Origin of the sequence: Paraburkholderia sp. EG286A (assembly GCF_040965375.1) — a bacterium.
GTDB lineage: Bacteria > Pseudomonadota > Gammaproteobacteria > Burkholderiales > Burkholderiaceae > Paraburkholderia.
Genome location: NZ_JBFRCB010000002.1, coordinates 1194465 through 1215391, shown reverse-complemented (window position 1 = coordinate 1215391; position 20927 = coordinate 1194465). Strand labels below are relative to the sequence as shown.

Below are 20927 nucleotides of genomic sequence, written 5' to 3'. Positions count from 1 at the left end.
CCACAAATCATTAGTCAAATTTCGCGTTATTATTCCGCGCATAAATTTAACTAATACCCTTGGCGCACCCGTGCGCCGGAAGACCGTCCATGCGCGCCGACACCACCCGCTTTCTCAACGACCGTCTCGACTGGAACCTGCTGCGCACCTATCTCGCAATCATGCAGGAGCGCAGCCTGAGCCGCGCCGCCGCGCGCCTGTACGTCACGCAGCCGGCCGTGAGCCAGGCGCTCAAGCGCCTCGAAGATGCGCTCGGCCGCAAGCTCATCGAGCGCCGCGGCGCGCAGTTCGTGCCGACCGAGGCGGGCGAAGAGGTCTATCGCATCGCGAGCGACATCTACGGCACGATTTCCCAGCTCGAAACCGGGCTCGACGAGCGCACCGCCGACATCACCGGCTCGATCCGCCTGCTCACGGTGAGCCGCATCGAGTCGCGCGTGTACGACGAATTTCTTGCGGAATTCCACACGGCCTACCCGCGCGTGGATCTGCAGATCGAAGTGATGCGCTCGTCGGACATCATCTCGTCGCTGCTGCAGAAGACCGCGACCGCGGGCTTGAGCCTGTGCCGCACGCCCATCGACAAGCTGGACATCCGCTGCTTTCTGCGCCAGCGCTACGCGATGTTCTGCGGCCGGCATCACCGGCTCTTCGGGCTCTCGCAGTTGACGATGGACGACCTGCTCGCCGAGAACTTCGTCTCCTTCACGAGCGACCAGATTGGCGACAGCCTGTCGCCGCTCACGGTGTTTCGCGACCAGCGCGGCTTCACGGGGCGGATCGTGGCGTCGTCACCGAGTCTGGACGAGGTGCGCCGGCTGATCTTCGCGGGCTACGGCATTGGCTGCCTGCCCGAGCATACGGTGCGGGACGATCTGGCGCGGCAGCGCCTGTGGCGGCTGCCGCCGGAGGAAGGGCTCGTGGATGTCGATATCCACTTGCTGTGGCATCGCGAACGCAAGCGCAATGCGGCCGAAGAAGCGTTCTTCGACGCGATGGAGCGCTGCATGCAGCGCCACGCGCTCGCGGAGCGCCTGTAGCGCGTCAGGCGCGAGCCGCGAACGTTGCAGGAGAAACGATTAGAACCCGCGCGCGAGCACGGCAACGCCGATCGTCACGATACCGAGCACGAGATTGATGACGACGAGCCGGCGCACGGTGCCCACGGCGCGCGCACCGTCGGGCCACTTCTGCGCCTGCACGGCGCGGCGGATGCGCGGAAACACGGCGAAGCGGATGTGGCCGAAGATCAGCATCATCAGCACGCCCAGGCCCGCCATGGCATGCAGTTGCCAGGTGGCGTGCTCGCCGCCGAACTGCATGAGCAGGAAGCCGCCGGTCAGCAGGATCACGATGACCGAGACGCCCACCCAGTTGAAGAAGCGGCCGAACACCGATTCGATGAGCGGCAGGCGCAGTTGCGGCGAGAGGTCTTCGAGCGCCGGGCGCAGACAGAAGTGCGCGAAGATCATGCCGCCCACCCAGACGGCGACGCCCAGCAGATGCAGAAAGAGCGCGACTGCGATCGCGTGGCCCATGCTTGATTTCCCTCGTAACGTGTCATTATCGGCGGCAGGTCGACGGGGGTGAGTGCAACGCACTCCCGTCCCATGCCTTTGCGCGGCATTATTCCATGCCGCTCCACAATTCGCGCCGGATATGTGTCGGCCGGAGTTGGTGCTTTAGCACCTTGCGATCCGGAGTTAGCGCTTTAGCGCTTACTCCGGTCCCACGCAGAGCGCTCCGGCCCCATGCAGGGCCGCTCTTCTACTGCGGCAACACCGGACGCATGCCCGTCACGACCTTGAGCTTCGAGTCCGGCGCGCGGCCCTTGCGTGCGCGCTTGCCGATCTGCGGCGACAGCACCGCGCCCGCCATCAGGTCCTCAGCCGCCTTGCCGCCGCGGCCCGTGCCCACGAGCACGACGCCCGCCGCGCTGATCGCCAGCGCCTGCACGAGCTTCTCGTTGTCGTCGAGCTGCATGAGCGTGACGCCACGCCCGCCGCCCGAGAGCGTCTTCATCTCGTCGAGGCCGAACACCAGCAACCGGCCGCTCGACGACAGACACGCCACCTGCAGCGCGTCGGGCAGCATCGGCATCGGCGCGAGCGGCACGCAGCCCTCGTCGATCGTCATGAACGCCTTGCCCGCCTTCACGCGGCTCACCATGTCGCCGATCTTCGCGATGAAGCCGAAGCCGTTGCTCGACGCCAGCAGCAATGGCTGTTCCGCGTTCGCGGCGAAGTAATGCAGCAGATGCGTGCCCGCTTCGAGTTCGATGAGCGACGTGACCGGCACGCCGTCACCGCGGCCGCCGGGCAGATTCGCAATCGACACCGAATAGACGCGGCCGTTGCTGCCCCACGCGATCAGCGTGTCGGGCGTGCGGCACTGGAACGCCGCGTAGAGGCCGTCGCCGGCCTTGAACGTGAAGCCTTGCGTATCGAGCCCGTGGCCCTTGAGCGCACGCACCCAGCCCTTCTGCGAGACGACCACCGTGACCGGCTCGTCCACCACGCGCGCTTCGAAGCTCGCCCGCTTTTCCTGCTGGATCAGCGTGCGGCGATCGTCGCCGTACTGCTTCGCGTCGGTCTCGATTTCCTTCACGATGAGGCGCTTCATCGACGCATCGTTCGCGAGCAGTTCTTCGAGCTTCGCCTTCTCTTCGCGCAGTTCCGCGAGTTCCTTCTCGATCTTGATCTTCTCGAGCCGCGCCAACTGACGCAGACGGATTTCGAGAATGTCCTCGGCCTGGCGCTCGGAAAGCCCGAATGCGCTCATCAGCGCGCTCTTGGGCTCGTCCGACTCGCGGATGATGCGGATCACCTCGTCGATATTGAGGAAGACGATCATCCGCCCTTCGAGGATATGGATGCGGTCGTCGACCTTCGTCAGGCGATGCTGCGTGCGGCGCGTGACCGTGGCGAAGCGGAAGCCGATCCACTCGCCGAGAATCTCGCTGATGCCCTTCTGGCGCGGCCGCCCATCGGCGCCGATCATCACGAGATTGAGCGACGCGTTCGATTCGAGACTCGTGTTCGCGAGCAGCGAATTGACGAACTCGGCCTGGTCGATGCGGCTCGTCTTCGGCTCGAACACGAGGCGCACGGGCGCGTCCTTGCCCGACTCGTCGCGCACGGCGTCGAGCAGCGCGAGCATGGTCTGCTTGCTCTGCAGCTGCTCGGGCGTGAGCGTCTTCTTGCCGAGCTTGAGCTTCGGGTTCGTGAGTTCCTCGATCTCTTCGAGCACCTTCTGGCCCGAGGTGTTCGGCGGCAGTTCGGTCACCACGAGCTGCCACTGGCCGCGCGCGAGCTCCTCGATCTTCCAGCGCGCGCGCACCTTGAGGCTGCCGCGGCCCGACTCGTAAGCGGCCGCAATTTCCGCATCGCTCGAAATGATCTGGCCGCCGCCCGGGAAATCGGGCCCCGGCAGCTTCTCCATGATCTCCGCATGCGAAAGCTTCGGGTTGCGAATCATCGCCACCGCCGCCGACGCGACTTCGCGCAGGTTATGCGACGGAATTTCGGTGGCGAGACCCACCGCGATGCCCGACGCGCCGTTGAGCAGCAGCATGGGCAGGCGCGCGGGCAGCGTCTTCGGCTCCTGGAACGAGCCGTCGTAGTTCGGCATGAAATCGACGGTGCCCATGTCGATTTCGTCGAGCAGCAGCTTGGCGATAGGCGTCAGGCGCGCTTCGGTGTAGCGCATGGCCGCCGCGCCGTCGCCGTCGCGCGAGCCGAAATTGCCCTGGCCGTCGATGAGCGGGTAGCGCATCGAGAAGTCCTGGGCGAGACGCACGAGCGCGTCGTAAGCCGACTGGTCGCCGTGCGGGTGGTACTTGCCGAGCACGTCGCCGACCACGCGCGCCGACTTCACGGGCTTGGCGTTGTCGCCCAGGCCCATTTCGTTCATCGCGAAGAGAATGCGCCGCTGCACCGGCTTCTGGCCGTCGCAGACATCGGGCAGCGCGCGGCCCTTCACCACGCTCACCGCGTAGTCGAGGTAGGCGCGTTCCGCGTAGTGGCCGAGCGTGAGCGTGTCGCCGTTCGGGGCGTCCGTCACTTCAGCAAAGAGATCGTCCATGTTTCAATCAGTCCGTAATCGTGTGTGCGCCTGCGCGTATCAGATATCCGCTTCGACTTCGTTGCCCTTCTCTTCGAGCCACGAACGGCGCGAGGCCGCTTCGCCCTTGCCCATGAGCATCGTCATGCGCGCGACCGTGGACTCGTAGTCGAGGTCGCCGAGCGCGATGGGCGAGAGGCGCCGCGTGTCGGGGTTCATCGTCGTGTCCCAGAGCTGCTCGGCGCTCATTTCGCCCAGACCCTTGAAGCGGCTGATGGTCCATTGCGTGTCGCGCACGCCGTCCTTGCGCAGCTTGTCGAGGATCGCCTCGAGTTCGCCTTCGTCGAGCGCATAGAGCTTCTGCGCGGGCTTCTTGCCGCGCGCGGGCGCATCGACGCGGAACAGCGGCGGGCGCGCCACGCACACGTGGCCGCGCTCGATGAGCTGCGGGAAATGCTTGAAGAAGAGCGTGAGCAGCAGCACCTGGATGTGCGAGCCGTCGACGTCTGCATCGGAAAGAATGCAGATCTTGCCGTAGCGCAGATTCGACAGATCGACCGTGTCGTCGGGGCTGTGCGGGTCGACGCCGATCGCCACCGAAATGTCGTGCACTTCGTTGTTCGCGAAGAGCCGGTCGCGCTCGGTCTCCCACGTGTTGAGCACCTTGCCGCGCAGCGGCAGGATGGCCTGGTATTCCTTGTCGCGCCCCATCTTCGCGGAGCCGCCGGCCGAGTCGCCCTCCACGAGGAAGAGTTCGTTGCGCGCGATATCGGTCGATTCGCAGTCGGTGAGCTTGCCGGGCAGCACGGCCACGCCCGAGCTCTTGCGCTTCTCGACCTTCTGGCCCGCGCGCGTGCGCGCCTGCGCCTGCTTGATGACGAGATCGGCGAGCTTCTTGCCGTGCTCGACGTGCTGGTTGAGCCACAGCTCCAGAGCGGGACGCGAGAACGACGAAACGAGCTTGACGGCGTCGCGGCTGTTCAGGCGCTCCTTGATCTGCCCCTGGAACTGCGGGTCGAGCACCTTGGCCGAGAGCACGAACGAGACGCGTGCGAACACGTCTTCGGGCAGCAGCTTCACGCCTTTCGGCTGAAGATTGTGCAATTCGACGAAGCTCTTCACGGCCTGGAACAGACCGTCGCGCAGGCCGCTTTCGTGCGTGCCGCCCGCCGGCGTCGGGATCAGGTTCACATACGACTCGCGCGTGAGCGAGCCTTCCTCGCTCCACGCCACGACCCACGCGGCGCCCTCGCCTTCGGCGAAGGTGTCGTCGGTGGTGCGCGCGTCGGCGTAGCGCTCGCCTTCGAACAGCGGGATCAGCAGGTCGGCGCCGCCCATGCCTTCGAGCAGGTAGCCGCGCAGGCCGTCTTCATACTTCCAGCTCTGGCGCTCGCCGGTCTTCTCGATGACGAGTTCGACCTCGACGCCCGGCAGCAGCACGGCCTTCGAGCGCAGCAGACGCTGCAGTTCGCCGAGCGGCAGATTGGGCGAGTCGAAATACTTCGGATCGGCCCACGCGGTCACGCGCGTGCCGCTCTTCTTGTCGTCGCGCGCGGCGTTGCGCGTGGTGAGCTGCCTCGTGACGTTGCCGTCCGAGAAGCCGATTTCGGCGACCTTGCCGTCGCGCCAGACGGTCACGTCGAGGCGCGTGGACAGCGCATTGGTGACCGAGACGCCCACGCCGTGCAGGCCGCCCGAGAACGTATAGGCGCCGCCGGCGGCCTTGTCGAACTTGCCGCCCGCGTGCAGGCGGGTGAAGACGATCTCGACGACGGGCACCTTCTCGTCGGGATGCAGGCCGAACGGAATGCCGCGGCCGTCGTCCTCGACGGAGACGGAATGGTCGGCGTGCAGCGTCACGGTGATGCGACGGCCGTAGCCGCCGAGCGCTTCGTCCGAGGCGTTGTCGATGACTTCCTGGATGATGTGCAGCGGATTCTCGGTGCGCGTATACATGCCCGGCCGCTGCCGGACGGGCTCGAGGCCCTTGAGCACCTTGATCGACGCTTCGCTATAGCCAGTGTTTCCAGCGTTGGACTTCTTCGTTGACATGGTGATCCACAGGGGGTTGTCCGCGCGCTTGTCCACAGGTCCTGTGGACATCTGCGGGGAAAACGCGTTGAGCGTTCAAAAAAACCGATACGAAACAACGGGGTGAACCGGCTGCGCGCCGCGGTGGCAGGTGCGCTCGCGGCGGCGCGGTGGTTCGCGCAGTTGTTCGAATTCGCGAGGTATTGTACTGATTTGGGCTCGCACGGCAATTTGCTTGGGGGTTGACTGGCTGAACGGATGAGTACGGGCCGCCCGCTTCAAAAAAAAACGGCCTTCATCAGGCCGCTTTCTCTCGCATCACTTGCGCTTGCTCTCGAGCTCTTCCCACCGCTCCAGCGCGCCGAGCAACTCCTCGTCGATCGCCGCATAGCGCTCGGTGAGCCGCGTGCCTTCGGCCGCGTCCTTCGCGAAGATCGACCCGTCCTCGATCTTCGCGCCGATCGTCTTCTGCTCGGTCTCCAGCGCCTCGATACGCCTGGGCAGTTCCTCGAGTTCGCGCTGCTCCTTGAACGAAAGCTTCACAGTGCGCTGCGCATTGCGGCCCGCCGCGCTCTCCTTGGGAGCGGCAGCCGCAGGCGCCGTTTCTTTTGGCGCGCGCGCCTCGGCAATCTCTTGCGCACGCGTACTCTGCATCTGCCAGTCCGTAAAGCCGCCCACGTATTCGCGCCACTTGCCCTCACCCTCGGACGCGATCACCGAAGTCACCACGTTGTCGAGGAACGCGCGGTCGTGGGAAACGAGCAGCACGGTGCCGTCGTAGTCGGTGAGCAACTCTTCGAGCAGTTCGAGCGTCGGGATGTCGAGGTCGTTGGTCGGTTCGTCGAGCACCAGCACGTTCGCGGGCCGCGCGAACAGACGCGCGAGCAGCAGACGGTTACGCTCGCCGCCCGAAAGCGACTTCACGGGCGAGCGCGCCCGCTCGGGCGCGAACAGGAAGTCGCCGAGATAGCTCATCACGTGCTTCTTCGCGCCGTTGATCTCGACCCAGTCGCTGCCGGGGCTGATGGTATCGGCGAGGCTCTTTTCCATGTCGAGCTGCGCGCGCATCTGGTCGAAGTACGCGACCTGCAGGTTCGTGCCCACGCGCACCGTGCCTTCGTCGGGCTTCAGCTCGCCGAGAATCAGCTTCAGCAGCGTGGTCTTGCCCGCGCCGTTCGGACCGACGAAACCGATCTTGTCGCCGCGCATGACCGTCGACGAGAAGTTGTCGACGATCGTGCGGCCGCCATAGCGCTTGGTCACGTCCGTGAGTTCGGCGACGATCTTGCCGGACTTCTCGCCCTGCGCGACGTCGAGCTTCACGTTGCCCTGGACGTTGCGGCGCTCGGCGCGGTCGTTGCGCATCTGCACGAGGCGCGCGATGCGCCCCACGCTGCGCGTGCGCCGCGCTTCCACGCCCTTGCGGATCCACACTTCTTCCTGCGCGAGCAGCTTGTCGAACTTCTCGTTCTCCACGCGCTCGACTTCGAGCTGCTGCGCCTTGCGCTCCTGGTACTGCGAGAAGTTGCCCGGATACGAGAGCAGCTTGCCGCGATCGAGTTCGACGATGCGCGTGGCCACGCGGTCGAGAAACGCGCGGTCGTGGGTGATGAAGAGCAGGCTCGAACGCTGCGCCACGAGCAGTTCTTCCAGCCAGCGGATGCCGTCGAAGTCGAGGTGGTTGGTCGGTTCGTCGAGCAGCAGGATATCGGGCTGCACGACGAGCGCGCGCGCAAGCGCCACGCGCTTTTGCATACCGCCCGAGAGCGCGCCCACGCGGGCGTCGCCTTCGAGGCCGATCTGCGCGAGCGTCGTCGAAACGCGCGTGCGCCAGCTCCAGGCATCGGCGTGATCGAGCGACGATTGCAGCGTGTTCATGCGCGCGAGCAGCGCGTCGTGTTCGGCACCTTCGGGCGTGTCCGCGAGCTGGTGCGCGACCGTGTCGTATTCGTCGAGCAGCGCGCGCACGTCGGCAAGTCCCGAGGCGACGGTGTCGAACACCGTGGCGTCGGCGTCGAAGTCGGGCTCCTGCGGCACGTAGACGGTCGAAAGCTCCTGCTGGCGCGTGACGAGGCCGTCGTCGGGCCTGGCGAGATCGGCGACGATCGTGAGCAGCGACGACTTGCCCGCGCCGTTGCGGCCGATCAGCCCGACGCGCTCGCCGGCTTCGAGCGAAAAGTCCGCATGGTCGAGCAGCGCGACGTGGCCGAACGCCAGTTGCGCGCCTGTGATGGTGTAAAGCGACATGGATGGAAAGCGATGCGTGCGATGGACCTGAAGGGGGCATTGTACCGGGCCGCGCAGGTCGGGCCGCGGAGGTCGGGCCGCGGAGGTCGGGCCGCGCAGGTCGGGCCGCGCAGGCCGGGCCTCCGCGTTTAGCTTCCCTTTGGCGCGGCGGCACGCGAGCCGTTTTCCGGTAACATCGCGGGTCGCCCGCGCCGCCCGCCCTGTAGATAAAGGGCCGCATGACGGGCCGCGCATCGAATCGACTAAACGAAGGACACGCTGTGAGCGAAGTAATCGAGTACAAGAGCTGGGTCTGCCTGATCTGCGGCTGGATCTACAACGAGGAAGAAGGCCTGCCCGACGAAGGCATCGCCGCCGGCACGCGCTTTGCGGAGATTCCCGACGACTGGCGCTGCCCGCTGTGCGACGTCGGCAAGGCGGAATTCGCCGTCGTCGAGTTCTGATTGCGACGACTCCGCCAAAGCCGCTGAGGCGTCATTTTCGCGCCCGAACGCGTTTGCTATACTCTTGGCCCTGCGCCGCGATATCGCTCGGACCCGCAAGGCCGAACTGCTTCGCACGCCGCTCCGCGCCATGACGGGTCACTTGGGAAACATGGCGATCGAACGGAGCCATGCTCGACCTCGCGCTCCCTGTAGTTCAATGGATAGAACAAGTGCCTCCTAAGCGCTAGATGCAGGTTCGATTCCTGCCAGGGGGACCAGCCGCCCAGCCACCACGCCGGGCCGCGCAGGCCGGGCCGCGAAGTCCGCAACCGGTTCGCAGATCCCCGTCCCGTCTCTTTCGCGCACTCGCGCACCCTCTTTCCCGAGCAGGTTTTCCATGGACATCAACAAGCAAGTCGCCGCCCTCACCGCCTCCGAACTGCAGACGGCAGGAGCCAGCCAGGCCACCGCCATTGCCGTGAGCGTGCTGCTGCGCCACCTCAATTCGCCCGAACTTGCCCGCCAGCTGGGCGCGGCGTTCGAGAACCACCAGGCCGTGATGCTGCAGACGCCCTGGCCCGAGCAGATGCTGAACGCGTTCGAAGCGACGCGGCGTTTCTTCGAAAGCGCGGCGCAAGTACAAGGCGCGACGCCGCCCGCCGCCGAATAAACGGAATCCGACCGGCTAATTAGGGGTAAATACCGAGTTAAATACCCCTAAAGTAGGGAAAAATAGTGCCGTAAAGGCCTTTATGGACTCCACGCGTCCCCTCCCCGCCGGTCATATGATGTCGACCCTCATCGATCAGGATATCGCGCACATTCGTCGCGTGATGCCGCTGTCACTCGCCGGCGACTTCGGCGGGCCGATTCTCCCCGCGCTCTACTGGCGCCAGCGCCTGCACCGTCTGCTCGACACCGGTCACGTGAACAAGGGGCAGCTGTGTGAAATCGACAGCCTGCTGCTGATCCTCGACCTGCACGAGCTGAACGTCGCCTCGGCCTCCGCGCCTCTGGCGAAGCAGGCAAACGCCGGCCCGCAACACTCCTGACTCCCCTGAATTCGACGCTCGCGCGTGCAGGCATTCGCCTGCGCGGCGCTCGTCTGCGCACGCACCTCGGGAATTCCTGGTGCCGCGGGTCGACCATCGGTCATAATGTCCGCAAAAATACCCTAACGAGGACTCCGTGCTCACGGCCGAACCGAGAGACCTGCTCCAGCAGGCACGCAAGCGTTTCACGCAACAGCAGATCGCCACGCACGTCGGCCGCGACGTGAAGACCGTGCGGCGCTGGGAAAAGGGCGAGACGCCCTGCCCCGCGATGCTCGAAGCCGCACTGCGCGAGCTGCTGCAAGGCGGCGCTCACGCCCATGGCGCGGCGGCGCGCTTTCGCTTCATCGACCTGTTCGCGGGCATCGGCGGCATCCGCAAGGGGTTCGAGGCACACGGCGGCGAATGCGTCTTCACGAGCGAATGGAATCCGTTCTCGCGCAAGACCTATCTGGAAAACTACGGCGAGGATCATCCGTTCATCGGCGACATTACGGCCGTGGAGGCCGCCGACGTGCCCGATCATGACGTCCTGCTCGCGGGCTTTCCGTGCCAGCCATTCTCGATCGCGGGCGTGAGCAAGAAGAACGCGCTTGGCCGTCCGCACGGCTTTGCCTGCACCACGCAGGGCACGCTGTTCTTCGACGTCGCGCGCATCATCGCCGAGAAGCGGCCCGCCGCATTCCTGCTCGAGAACGTGAAGAACCTGGTCTCGCACGACCGCGGCCGCACGTTCGACGTGATCCTCCAGGTGCTGCGCGACGAGCTCGGCTACGACGTGCACTACCGCGTGATCGACGGCAGCCATTTCACGCCGCAGCATCGCGAACGCATCATCATCGTCGGTTTTCGCGAGCCGGCGGCGTTCTCGTGGGACGCGCTCGCGCTGCCGGAAGAAGGCCCGCGGCTCGCCTCGATCCTGCACCGCACCGACGGCTGCGAGCCACTGCTGCCGTGGGACGGCGAGCGCTTCTTCGATCACGGCGCGCGCCGCGTGCAGCCGAAGTACACGCTCACGCCGGGGCTCTGGGCCTATCTGCAGCAATACGCCGAGAAGCATCGCGCGGCCGGCAACGGCTTCGGCTACGGCCTCGCGTTTCCCGACAGCGTCACGCGCACGCTTTCTGCGCGCTACCACAAGGACGGCTCGGAGATCCTCGTCTATCAAGGCGAAGGATTGCGTCCGCGCCGCCTCACGCCGCGCGAGTGTGCGCGGCTGATGGGCCTGCCCGACACCTTCCGCATTCCGGTGAGCGATACCCAGGCGTACCGCCAGTTCGGCAACAGCGTGGTGATGCCGGTGATGCGCGAAGTCGCGCGCACGATGATGCCGCACCTCGATGCGCTGCTGGCCGCACAGCACGCAGCACCGCGTGCAGACGCGCCGACGGTTCCCGAGGTTGCGCACACAACGCGCACCACGCGTACGGCACGCACGTCGCGCACCGCACGCAACGCGGCGACGGTCACGGCGGGAGGCCGCTGACCCGCGCGCGCCGCGGCCAACCGAAGCGAGGCGACAGACGATGGTGGACGTCGTCGATACCGCGACCCGCAGCCGGATGATGTCCGGCATCCGCGGACGCAACACGAAGCCCGAGAAGCTGATCCGCAGTCTGCTGCACCGGCGCGGCTTCCGCTTTCGCCTGAACGTGCGCGAGCTTCCGGGCCGGCCCGACATCGTGCTGCCGCGCCGGCGCGCCGTCGTGTTCGTGCACGGCTGCTTCTGGCACGGCCACAACTGCGCCCTCTTCAAGTGGCCGCAAACGCGCCCCGAGTTCTGGCGCGAGAAGATCGCGCGCAACCGTCTGAACGACGCCAGGGCGCTCGCCGCGCTCGCCGCCCAGGGCTGGCGCGTGGCGGTGATCTGGGAATGCGCGTTGCGTGGCGCGCAGCACGATCCGCAGGCGGTCGTCGAGCGGCTGGCCGCGTGGCTCGAAGACGAGTCGTCGGCCTGGTTCGAGGCGCGTTCGTAACGCGCCCTCGCCAGGCATCACGCGAAGCGTGACCGCAAGCCGATGCGCCGCGCATGCCACGCTGCGAAGCTGGCCCTGCCTGTAGAGCCCACGGTGATAAACTCGATCGAGCGGCTGCGCACCCACCTTCACGCGTCACACGTGCTGGCGCGACCGTCCCACGACCCCAAGCGAAGGAGACACCCGATGGCTGATTTCCGACTTTGGTCCGATGACTTTCCCAGCAACGGTTTCATGCCGAAGGCGCAGGAGTTCGACGACCGGGCCTTCGGTGTCGACGGCGACAACGTCTCGCCCGCGCTGCAGTGGGACGATCCACCCGCCGACACGCAAAGCTTCGCGCTCACCGTCTACGATCCGGATGCGCCCACGGGCAGCGGCTTCTGGCACTGGGTCGTGGTGAACATTTCGCCCGACGTGCGCTCGCTCGCCCGCAACGCCGGCAAGCCCGACGGCAGCCTGCTGCCGCAGGGCGCGGTGCAGGTGCGCAACGACTACGGCACGGTCGGCTTCGGCGGCGCAGCGCCCCCGCGCGGCGACAAACCCCATCGCTACATCTTCCGCGTGCATGCGCTCAAGGCGGCGCAACTGCCCGTCACGCCGGAAACGACGAACGCGGTCGCGCGCTTCATGACGCATCTGAACGAGGTGGATTCGACCACCTACGTCGGGCTCTATGAACTGAAATAAGCCGCCAGAGCACACCAGAAAACAACGTCCAGCCGGCGGCGCACCTCCATCGCGCGCCGCCTCTCCCGTCGATGCCCACGCTTTCCGAACTCTCCGCCGCTTCCACCGCCGACATCGAAAACGGCCTGCCCTTTCCACAGCGTTACTACGCGATCCTCGTGGTCGCGCTCGGCATCACGCTCGCCGTGCTCGACGGCGCGATCGCCAACGTCGCGTTGCCGACCATTGCGCGGTATCTCCATGCCAGCGCGGCAAGCTCGATCTGGATCGTCAACGCGTATCAGCTTTCGGTGACCATCTCGCTCTTGCCGCTCGCCTCGCTCGGCGACCGCATCGGTTACAAGCGGGTGTATCTGGCCGGCATGGTGCTCTTCACCGTCGCGTCGCTCGGCTGCGCGCTGGCGACCACGCTGCCCGAACTCGCGTTCGCACGCATGGTGCAGGGCTTCGGCGGCGCGGGGATCATGAGCGTGAACACCGCGCTCGTGCGCATGATCTATCCGCGCGCGCAGCTCGGTCGCGGCGTCGCCATCAACGCGATGGTCGTCGCGATCGCCTCCGCGGTCGGACCAACACTGGCCTCGGGCGTGCTCGCCATCGCGACGTGGCCCTGGCTCTTCGCGATCAACGTGCCGATCGGCATCGCCGCGCTCGTGCTGGGCCTGCGCGCGCTGCCCGTGAACGAGCGGCATCCCGCGCCCTACGACTACTTGAGCGCCGTGCTCAACGCCATCGTGTTCGGCCTCCTGATCTTTGCCGTCGACGGCCTCGGCCACGGCGAGAGCAATCGCCTCGTCGCGCTCGAATTCGTGCTCGCGATCGTGATCGGCTGGTTCTTCGTGCGCCGCCAGCTCACGCAGGCCGCGCCGCTGTTGCCCGTCGATCTGCTCGCCAACCCCGTGTTCGCGCTGTCGATCAGCACCTCGGTCTGCTCGTTCTGCGCGCAAATGCTCGCGTTCGTCGCGCTGCCCTTCATGCTGCAGGAGACCTTCGGTTTCTCGCAGGTCGACACGGGCCTCCTCATGACGCCCTGGCCGCTCGTCATCGTCGGCGCCGCGCCGCTCTCGGGCGCGCTCTCCGACCGCTATCCGGCGGGCATGCTCGGCGGCATCGGACTCGCGCTGTTCGCGCTCGGCCTGCTCTCGCTCGCCACGCTCGGCGCGCATCCGGCGGTGTTCGATATCTGCTGGCGCATGGCCTTGTGCGGCGCGGGCTTCGGCGTGTTCCAGTCGCCCAACAACCGGCAAATCCTCTCCTCCGCGCCGCGCGAGCGCAGCGGCGGCGCGAGCGGCATGCTCGGCACCGCGCGCCTCACCGGGCAGACGCTCGGCGCGGCGCTCGTGGCGCTCATCTTCGGCGTTGCGCCGCAGCACGGGCCGACCACGGCGCTCTATGTGGCGACGGCCTTCGCTGCCGTCGCGGCCGTAGTGAGCCTGCTGCGCCTGATGCCGGGCACCGCGGCGCATACGCCGGGCTAACAGCGGCCTAACCCTGCGCGTGCGCAGGCACTAACATGGATTCAGGGCGGGCCGCATTCGCGGCCGCGCCCGGCGAGTCAACCTGCCGGACCCGGCAAAGGGGGCTTCCCATGTCACTGATCGTCGCTGGTCGGTTCACGACCTTTCCCGCCGCCGAAGCCGCCGCCGAAAAGCTGTACGCGGGCGGCTTCCTCGAAGAAGACGTCAACCTGTTCTTCGTCAATCCGCGCGGCCAGCATGCGCGCCACAGCGTCCAGGGGACGGCCATGGGCGCGCCGCCCACGGTCGCCGCCGTGCACCCGCATCACACCCGCAATATCACCGCAGGCGCCGTGGCGGGCGCCGTGGTGGGCGTGGTGATTTTCAGCGCGTTCTCGGCTGCGCTGCCATCGGTCGTGATCGCGGCCGGCGTGGGCGCCTGGATCGGGGCGCGCATCGGCGCGAGCGTGGGCGCGAAAGCCGCTGCGCAGCAAATGTCGATGCACCACGAGCGGGTGCATCGCGAGACGCGCAGCGACGGCGTGCTGCTCTCGGTGCACGTCTGCTACGAGAACCAGGATCTCGCCGCGCAGTTGCTGCGCGACGGCGGCGCCGCCGATATCGAGTGCGCCTCGGGCCAATGGCACGACGGACACTGGGCCGATTTCGATCCGACCCGCGCGCCGATGCCGTTTGCCGCGCCGAGCGGCCAGCGGGTCTGAGCGCACGCCGCGACGCGTATCGCCGGGTAGCGATTGCGCGGACGCAAAAAAACGCGGCGGCCCGAAGGCCGCCGCGCGGATCCATTTGCGCCGAGAGTGGTTAGTCGGCCAGGGGCGGCATGCATCCCGCTGCGCCCCTAACCGCCAATGCCTCGCTACGCGCGCGCCGCACGCTGCGCCTGTTCGGGCGCGCTCGCTTGCACGGGAGCTTTCCCCGCCGGCGCGGCATTGCGCGCCCTGGCCGTGACCGAAGCGGCCGTCGCGACGCTGCGCAGGTCGGCGAGGAACGTATCGCGCCACACCGAAAGATTGTTCTCGCGCAGCGACGCCATCATGTCGTTGTAGCGCGAGACGCGCTCGGCGTGCGGCATCGAGAGCGCGCGCTCGAGCGCCTCGGCCGTCTGGTTCAGGTCGTACGGATTCACGACCAGCGCGCCCGGCAGCTGTTCGGCCGCGCCCGCGAACTGCGAAAGCACCAGCACGCCGGGATCGTCGGGATTCTGCGACGCCACGTATTCCTTCGCCACGAGGTTCATGCCGTCGCGCAGCGGCGCGACATAGCCCACCTGCGCCTCGCGGAATAGCGCCATCAGCAGGTTGCGCTCGTACTTGCGGTTCAGGTACTGGATCGGCGTCCAGTCGAGCTGCGCGAAACGGCCGTTGATCCGGCCCGCCTCGCCTTCGAGATTGCGGCGGATCGTCTGGTAGGTCTGCACGTCGGAGCGCGTCGGCGGCGCGATCTGCAGGAGCGAGACGCGGCCATGCCAGCCTGGCCCGTTCTGCAGCAGGCGCTCGAACGCCTGGAAGCGCTCGGCGAGCCCCTTCGAATAGTCGAGCCGGTCCACGCTCATGATCAACTTGCGTCCGCGCATGGCTTCGCGCAGGCTGCGCACGGCCTTGCGGTCGGCGAACTGCGACGAGGCCTTGGCAATGGCGTCCGGATAGATGCCGATCGGGTACGCCCCGACCTTCAGGAAGCGGTCCCACGCGTGGACCATGCCGTCGTCGCTTGCGGTGCCATGACCGCCGCGCTCGATGTAGTCGAGAAACGCCTGGCGATCGGCGCCGGTCTGGAAGCCGACCACGTCGTAGTGGCACATGAACTTCATGAGTTCTTCGTGCGGCGGCACCGAGCGCATGACTTCGGGCACCGGCAGCGGAATGTGCAGGAAGAAGCCGATCGGGTTCTTCACCCCGAGATCGCGCAGGCAGCGCGCGAACGGAATCAGGTGATAGTCGTGCACCCAGATGATGTCGTCGGGCTCGATGAGCGGCTGCAACTGGCGCGCGAGCGACACGTTCACGCGCAGGTAGCCGCCGTACTCCTGGCGCTCGTAGCGCGCGAGGTCGTTGCGGTAGTGGAACGTCGGCCAGAGCGTCGTATTCGAGAAGCCCTTGTAGTACTGGTCATAGTCACGCCGGGTGAGACCCACCGTCGCGTAGGTGACGCTGCCCTGCTGCTCGATGACCGGTGCGGACGGCTCCGCGACGGTTTCGCCGCTCCACCCGAACCACACACCGCCGGTTTCCTTGAGCGCGTCCAATACGCCGACTGCGAGCCCGCCCGCTGCGGGACGGCCCTCCTGGGTCGGCGCAACGCGATTCGATACCACGATCAGTCTGCCCATTGCGGCTCTACCTCCTGTTTCGTTGGGTCCGAAGACGATGCTTCAGGTACGTATGCAAGACGCGTGCCGGCTCGGCAGGGTCTGGAGCAAAAATCTTTTCTCATAAACGATGGCGCGAGCAAATTCCGCGCGGCAAGCACGCAAGAACGGAATACCCCGGTGATCTGTCAGGCCAGGAAACCGGCCTGCCAACAGCGCGCGGTGAGACGCGGTTCGAAGCGGATCAGGCGTCCTGTTCGGAGCCGAGATCGCGCTGGTACTCGATGCCCTCAGCCCGCGCCCCGCCTTGGTTGTGCTCGCCGTCGGGCGGCACGCCAGGCGCGGCGCGATTCTGGCCCGCGGGGTCCGGCGCGCTCGACGGTTGCGGACTGCTTTTCTCTTGCGAATCGCGCGGGCCACGCTTGCCCGTGTAACGTGCGGAGCGGCGCAAGGCAGGATGTCTCATGTCGATGCCTCCAGCGGGAAGGCGGCCACGCGGCCGTGGCGCTTTTTTATAGTCTAGGGTTCGCCGCGTGAATTCGCCGGTAAAAATGGTGGCGCCTTTGTAACTAGTACATAAAAACATCACGATCAGCGGATCGCTTCTCGAGCCAGAGTGAGCAGATGCTCACGTGGCGGGCAATGCGCCAGGCGAGAGATGAAATCGAGAGGAGACCGAAGGGTCGAATCGGGGTCGCGCGTGCGGCACTTCACCCGGTGGCTCCGGTGGATCGCCGATGGGCGGCACGTCGGGCTCGCCGGGCTGATCCGGCGGCGGTTCGTCGGGCTGCGGGGTATGCGCGAGCCAGGGCTTCACGCGGACGGCATCAGTGGTTTTGCAGCTCGGCATCTTTCGCTCCTCATCATGGACGCGAAACTCACACTGCAAGCGTCGTACCGCCCGCGCGAGCGCGCCACATGGGCACGCTCGCTCATGCTGCTCAGGCGCCGGCTACACGCGCGGGCGCATCGCCCTTGCCGGCGCTTTCGTTGCCGTACTCCACAAGACGGTTATAGAGCGTCTTCAGGCTGATGCCGAGGATTTCCGCCGCACGCGTCTTCACGCCGCCGCACTGCTCGAGCGTCGCGAGGATGAGCTGGCGATCGGCATCGGCGAGCGAGGTGCCGAACGGGATCGTCACCGCCGTGCCGGCGATCGGCTTCGAGAGCGAGATCTGCAGCGGCACCGTGGCCGTGAAATCGCCGTCGTTGCCCGACATGATGTGCGCGCGCTGCACGTAGTTCTTCAGCTCGCGCACATTGCCCGGCCACGGGTACGCGGCCAGCATGTCGCGCACCGCTGCGGGAAACTGCTTTTTCGTGCCGTGACGTTCGTTGAGCTCGTCGAGGAACGCCTGGGCGAGCAACTCGACGTCCTTGCCGCGCTCGCGCAGCGGCGGCAGGCTGATCGGAAACACGTTGAGGCGGTGATACAGGTCCAGACGCAGCTTGCCTTCGGCGACGGCCTGCTCGGGGTCGCGGTTGGTCGCCGCGATCAGGCGCACGTCGGTCTCGATTTCCTTGGTCGTGCCCACGCGCATGAACATGCCGGTTTCGAGCACGCGCAGCAGCTTCACCTGCAGCTCGATCGGCATTTCGGTGATTTCGTCGAGGAACAGCGTGCCGCCGTTCGCGCGCTCGAAATAGCCCTTGTGCTGCCGGTCGGCGCCCGTGAACGAGCCGCGCTCGTGACCGAACATCTCGGACTCGATCAGGTTCGGCGAGATCGCGCCGCAGTTCACCGCGAGGAATTCGTGCTTGCGGCGCAGGCTCAACTGGTGGATGGTTTGCGCGGCCACTTCCTTGCCGGTGCCCGATTCGCCCACCAGCATGACCGAGGCGGGCGTCGGCGCGACGCGGCTGATCTGGTCGTAGACCTCCTGCATGGTCGGCGAATTGCCGAGCATCAGGCCAAAGCGCCCCATGCGGCGCAGCTCGCCACGCAGCGTGCCGATTTCGGCCTTGAGGTCGCCCGCGCGCGGCAGGCGGTTCAGGATCGCCTTGACGCGCTGGAGGTTGATCGGCTTGACCAGGTAATCGATCGCGCCGGATTTGAGCGCATCGACGGCCGTCTCGACCGTCGCGTGCCCGGTGATGACCACGAGTTCCACGCCCGAGCGCGGGTCGAGATCCTCGAACAGGTCGGTGCCACTGCCGTCGGGCAGCTTCAGGTCGGTGAAGACCACGTCCGGCGTCTGCCGCACGAGCTGGATGCGCGCCTCGCGCAGGTCGCCTGCCTGCGCCGTGGTGAGCCCGTCGTCGCTCACCACGGCCGCCAGCGCCTCGCGGGTTTCCGCATCGTCATCGACAATCAATACATGTGGCATCGCGTCTCGTCAGCCTTGATAGGTGAATGGCTCCAAAGCGCGAGCGCCGCGCCCTTCGCAAGCGTGCCGGACAACCTTGCCCGGCACCGCGGAAGTCGCGACGCACGTGATTGCGCTGCAGTGGAGCACGAAACGGTCGGACGCACGCCCTAGGCGGCAAAAGCCTGAATATGCGCGGTTTTGCTACAACTGAGCAACAATACCGTCAACTGCGGGCCGCCCGAACCTCGATTGTTGTTGATATGACTATTATAGACTTATTCGAGACAAGCGGGCACGGCTCTCGCGTGGCCCTGCCACGCCCGCCTTCTAGCTGTGCGGAAACGGCCACGGCATGCCAGCGGACCCATTCGCGCCGTTCACGCCATTCGGCATCCGGCTCTTCGCGCCATGTGCCGGCGCGTCCGAGGCGCCCCCGGCCATGGCCATTTCCGGACCCAGTCCGTTGTTGCCCGTGGTGTCGGCAAGCGAGCCGCCTTCGCCCTCCCAGCGGCTCAGATCGCGATAAAAAGTTTGCCGTTGCATGCGATGACGCTGCGAGAAACGCCAGGCCAGCATGCCCGCCATCGCGCCAAGCGCGCCGACGGTCACCAGGGTTCCTACCAAACCGCTGCGGTTCTTCGACATATCGCTTTCTCCCAGATACGCCTCGTCAAAGACGGAAGACGCGAGTTGACTCGAATGACATCGCCCGGGGCGTGGCCGATGCGCTGCCCCTATTCATGCAGACGGCGCGGGGCGCTTCAAGTTCCGCAGCAGGATGCGTGCCACACGCGCTCGCGGTGTGCCTGGACAGGTCCATTGCCCTGTCAGGCGCGGCAGTGGTTAAATGTTTACGCGAAAACGAGATGCCAACCTCGCAGACGCAAACCTCGCGGCCGTCGGAGCGGCAAGTTCCGCACCTGTCCTGGACGGCCAGCCCCGGACCGCAGGGCCTGTTCGCCGATACGCGCAGAAGCACGCCGATGCGCGTAGAAGCGGACGCCCCGCACTACCTTTGCAGGACGAACATCCCTATGGCGTCAATCGAGCCGGGCTCGCCCGCCGCCACCAAACGCAACAGCGAAAACAACGGAAATACCGCGGCGGACGCGGATGCGCGTGTCGCGGGATTGCAGTCGTACGGTCTGCTGTACGGCTCGTCGGCCGTCATGCTGGATCTGTATGCGCAGATCGACCGCGTGGCCGTAACCGAGGCGACGGCGCTCATCGTCGGCGAATCGGGCACGGGCAAGGAACTGATCGCCCGCACGATTCACTCGCACAGCGAACGCCGCGACGGTCCGTTCATCGCGGTCAACTGCGGCGCGATTCCCGACGAGCTGATCGAGGCCGAGTTGTTCGGTCACGAAAAAGGCAGCTTCACGGGCGCCGTGCAGGCGCGCGATGGCCACTTCGAGCACGCGCGCGGCGGCACGCTGTTCCTCGACGAAATCACCGAGATGTCGCTGCTGCATCAGGTGAAGCTGCTGCGCGCGCTCGAAACCGGCGAGTACTTTCCGGTGGGCGGCAACGAAGCGATTCGCGGCGACGTGCGCATCATCGCCGCCACCAACCGCGACCCTGTGACGGCCGTGAAGGAAAACTGCCTGCGCGAGGACCTGATGTACCGGCTCGCGGTGTTTCCGCTGCGCGCGCCGCCGCTGCGCGAACGTGAACGCGACCGTGAACTGCTCGCGCAGCATTTCCTCACCGAGCTGAACGACCAGGAAGGCACGCAAAAGGCGTTCAGCAAGCGCGCGCTCGAAACCGTGCGCAACTGGTCGTGGCCCGGCAACGTGCGCGAACTGAAAAACGCCGTGTACCGCGCGTTCATCCTCGCGGAGAAGGTCGTGGAGATCGCGCATCCGCAGCTGGTGCCGCGCGTGAAGAAGCCGGTCACCCAGGGCGACGCCATGAGCGTCTGGATCGGCACGCCGCTCGCCGATGCGCAAAAGCAGATCATTCTCGGCACGCTCAAGTATTGCGGCGGCGACAAGCGTCTCGCGGCGCGCACGCTCGGCGTGAGCCTCAAGACGCTCTACAACCGGCTCGGCAGCTACGGCGCCGACGATGGCGAAAGCGAAGCACCCGCCGACCCGGACACGAACGAAGCCTGATTCCCCTCCCCCGCCTCATCGCGGCACGCTCGTTGCGCGGCGAGGCGGGAGCCGCACGGCAAGCCGATCAAAGATCGGCCTGCCGTGCACGCCCTTTTGCAATTTCTTGCACTTTACCTATCCCCGTAAGCAATCCCGTGCTGCACAATCCGCAGCACGTTAAGTAAGCAAAACATGCTGGATATCCGCGCAACGCGGCGCTATCCGGCTAGCGGCAGGGAATCATCATGCA

The 20927-nt window shown here is 66.4% G+C and carries 19 protein-coding genes and 1 tRNA gene; 11 read left to right on the top strand and 9 right to left on the bottom strand.

What is annotated here, in order from left to right:
* Nucleotides 1–89 precede the first annotated feature (89 nt).
* Entirely contained in the window at nt 90–1040 is a 951-nt protein-coding gene (locus AB4Y35_RS12050; RefSeq protein ID WP_368704544.1) for a LysR family transcriptional regulator, read from the top strand.
* Nucleotides 1041–1079: 39 nt separating this feature from the next.
* Here AB4Y35_RS12050 and AB4Y35_RS12045 read toward each other — a convergent pair whose 3' ends face one another.
* The 4 genes from AB4Y35_RS12045 to AB4Y35_RS12030 all read right to left on the bottom strand — a co-directional run bounded on the left by AB4Y35_RS12045 (nt 1080) and on the right by AB4Y35_RS12030 (nt 8340).
* Nucleotides 1080–1538, bottom strand: a complete 459-nt coding sequence (locus AB4Y35_RS12045) for a CopD family protein (protein ID WP_028205772.1) — start codon at nt 1536–1538, stop codon at nt 1080–1082.
* 229 nt (nt 1539–1767) lie between these two features.
* Nucleotides 1768–4083: a DNA topoisomerase IV subunit A gene (gene parC, locus AB4Y35_RS12040; RefSeq protein ID WP_368704543.1), complete on the bottom strand. Its 2316-nt coding sequence runs from the start codon at nt 4081–4083 to the stop codon at nt 1768–1770.
* A 39-nt stretch (nt 4084–4122) separates the two neighbouring features.
* Nucleotides 4123–6114 (bottom strand): DNA topoisomerase IV subunit B, encoded by a 1992-nt coding sequence (locus AB4Y35_RS12035; protein ID WP_368704542.1) that lies wholly within the window; start codon nt 6112–6114, stop codon nt 4123–4125.
* A 297-nt stretch (nt 6115–6411) separates the two neighbouring features.
* Nucleotides 6412–8340: an ATP-binding cassette domain-containing protein gene (locus tag AB4Y35_RS12030; protein ID WP_368704541.1), complete on the bottom strand. Its 1929-nt coding sequence runs from the start codon at nt 8338–8340 to the stop codon at nt 6412–6414.
* Between the two features lie 218 nt (nt 8341–8558).
* Between AB4Y35_RS12030 and AB4Y35_RS12025 the strand changes: the two genes are divergently transcribed.
* The 9 genes from AB4Y35_RS12025 (at nt 8559) to AB4Y35_RS11985 (ending at nt 14662) form a co-directional block, all read left to right on the top strand.
* Nucleotides 8559–8783, top strand: a complete 225-nt coding sequence (locus tag AB4Y35_RS12025) for a rubredoxin (protein ID WP_368704540.1) — start codon at nt 8559–8561, stop codon at nt 8781–8783.
* Between the two features lie 185 nt (nt 8784–8968).
* A tRNA-Arg gene (locus AB4Y35_RS12020) sits at nt 8969–9043 on the top strand.
* Nucleotides 9044–9162: 119 nt separating this feature from the next.
* Nucleotides 9163–9435: a hypothetical protein gene (locus AB4Y35_RS12015; RefSeq protein WP_321914756.1), complete on the top strand. Its 273-nt coding sequence runs from the start codon at nt 9163–9165 to the stop codon at nt 9433–9435.
* Nucleotides 9436–9553: 118 nt separating this feature from the next.
* The gene (locus tag AB4Y35_RS12010; RefSeq protein ID WP_368690992.1) at nt 9554–9817 is read left to right on the top strand and encodes a hypothetical protein; all 264 of its coding nucleotides are present in this window, start codon (nt 9554–9556) and stop codon (nt 9815–9817) included.
* A 136-nt stretch (nt 9818–9953) separates the two neighbouring features.
* Complete coding sequence (gene dcm / locus AB4Y35_RS12005) at nt 9954–11303, top strand: DNA (cytosine-5-)-methyltransferase (protein ID WP_368704539.1); 1350 nt, start codon at nt 9954–9956, stop codon at nt 11301–11303.
* A 40-nt stretch (nt 11304–11343) separates the two neighbouring features.
* Nucleotides 11344–11793 carry a very short patch repair endonuclease gene (locus AB4Y35_RS12000; RefSeq protein ID WP_028205780.1) on the top strand — a complete coding sequence of 150 codons (450 nt, stop codon included), beginning with the start codon at nt 11344–11346 and terminating at the stop codon, nt 11791–11793.
* A gap of 186 nt (nt 11794–11979) precedes the next feature.
* Nucleotides 11980–12483, top strand: coding sequence for a YbhB/YbcL family Raf kinase inhibitor-like protein (locus AB4Y35_RS11995; RefSeq protein ID WP_368704538.1), 504 nt, complete (start codon nt 11980–11982; stop codon nt 12481–12483).
* A 71-nt stretch (nt 12484–12554) separates the two neighbouring features.
* Nucleotides 12555–13961, top strand: a complete 1407-nt coding sequence (locus tag AB4Y35_RS11990) for an MFS transporter (protein WP_368704537.1) — start codon at nt 12555–12557, stop codon at nt 13959–13961.
* Between the two features lie 110 nt (nt 13962–14071).
* Nucleotides 14072–14662: a hypothetical protein gene (locus AB4Y35_RS11985; protein ID WP_368704536.1), complete on the top strand. Its 591-nt coding sequence runs from the start codon at nt 14072–14074 to the stop codon at nt 14660–14662.
* Nucleotides 14663–14817: 155 nt separating this feature from the next.
* On the opposite strand, the gene otsA is transcribed toward AB4Y35_RS11985, so the two are convergent.
* The 5 genes from otsA to AB4Y35_RS11960 form a co-directional block, all read right to left on the bottom strand.
* Nucleotides 14818–16290: an alpha,alpha-trehalose-phosphate synthase (UDP-forming) gene (otsA, locus tag AB4Y35_RS11980; RefSeq protein WP_368704535.1), complete on the bottom strand. Its 1473-nt coding sequence runs from the start codon at nt 16288–16290 to the stop codon at nt 14818–14820.
* A gap of 223 nt (nt 16291–16513) precedes the next feature.
* Entirely contained in the window at nt 16514–16735 is a 222-nt protein-coding gene (locus AB4Y35_RS11975) for a hypothetical protein (protein WP_368704534.1), read from the bottom strand.
* Between the two features lie 162 nt (nt 16736–16897).
* Entirely contained in the window at nt 16898–17119 is a 222-nt protein-coding gene (locus tag AB4Y35_RS11970; RefSeq protein WP_368704533.1) for a hypothetical protein, read from the bottom strand.
* Nucleotides 17120–17210: 91 nt separating this feature from the next.
* Nucleotides 17211–18596 (bottom strand): sigma-54 dependent transcriptional regulator, encoded by a 1386-nt coding sequence (locus AB4Y35_RS11965; RefSeq protein ID WP_324150203.1) that lies wholly within the window; start codon nt 18594–18596, stop codon nt 17211–17213.
* Between the two features lie 309 nt (nt 18597–18905).
* Nucleotides 18906–19223, bottom strand: coding sequence for a hypothetical protein (locus AB4Y35_RS11960; protein ID WP_368704532.1), 318 nt, complete (start codon nt 19221–19223; stop codon nt 18906–18908).
* 389 nt (nt 19224–19612) lie between these two features.
* Here AB4Y35_RS11960 and AB4Y35_RS11955 point away from each other — a divergent pair, with 389 nt between their 5' ends.
* Nucleotides 19613–20695, top strand: a complete 1083-nt coding sequence (locus tag AB4Y35_RS11955; RefSeq protein ID WP_368704531.1) for a sigma-54 interaction domain-containing protein — start codon at nt 19613–19615, stop codon at nt 20693–20695.
* Nucleotides 20696–20927: the final 232 nt, after the last annotated feature.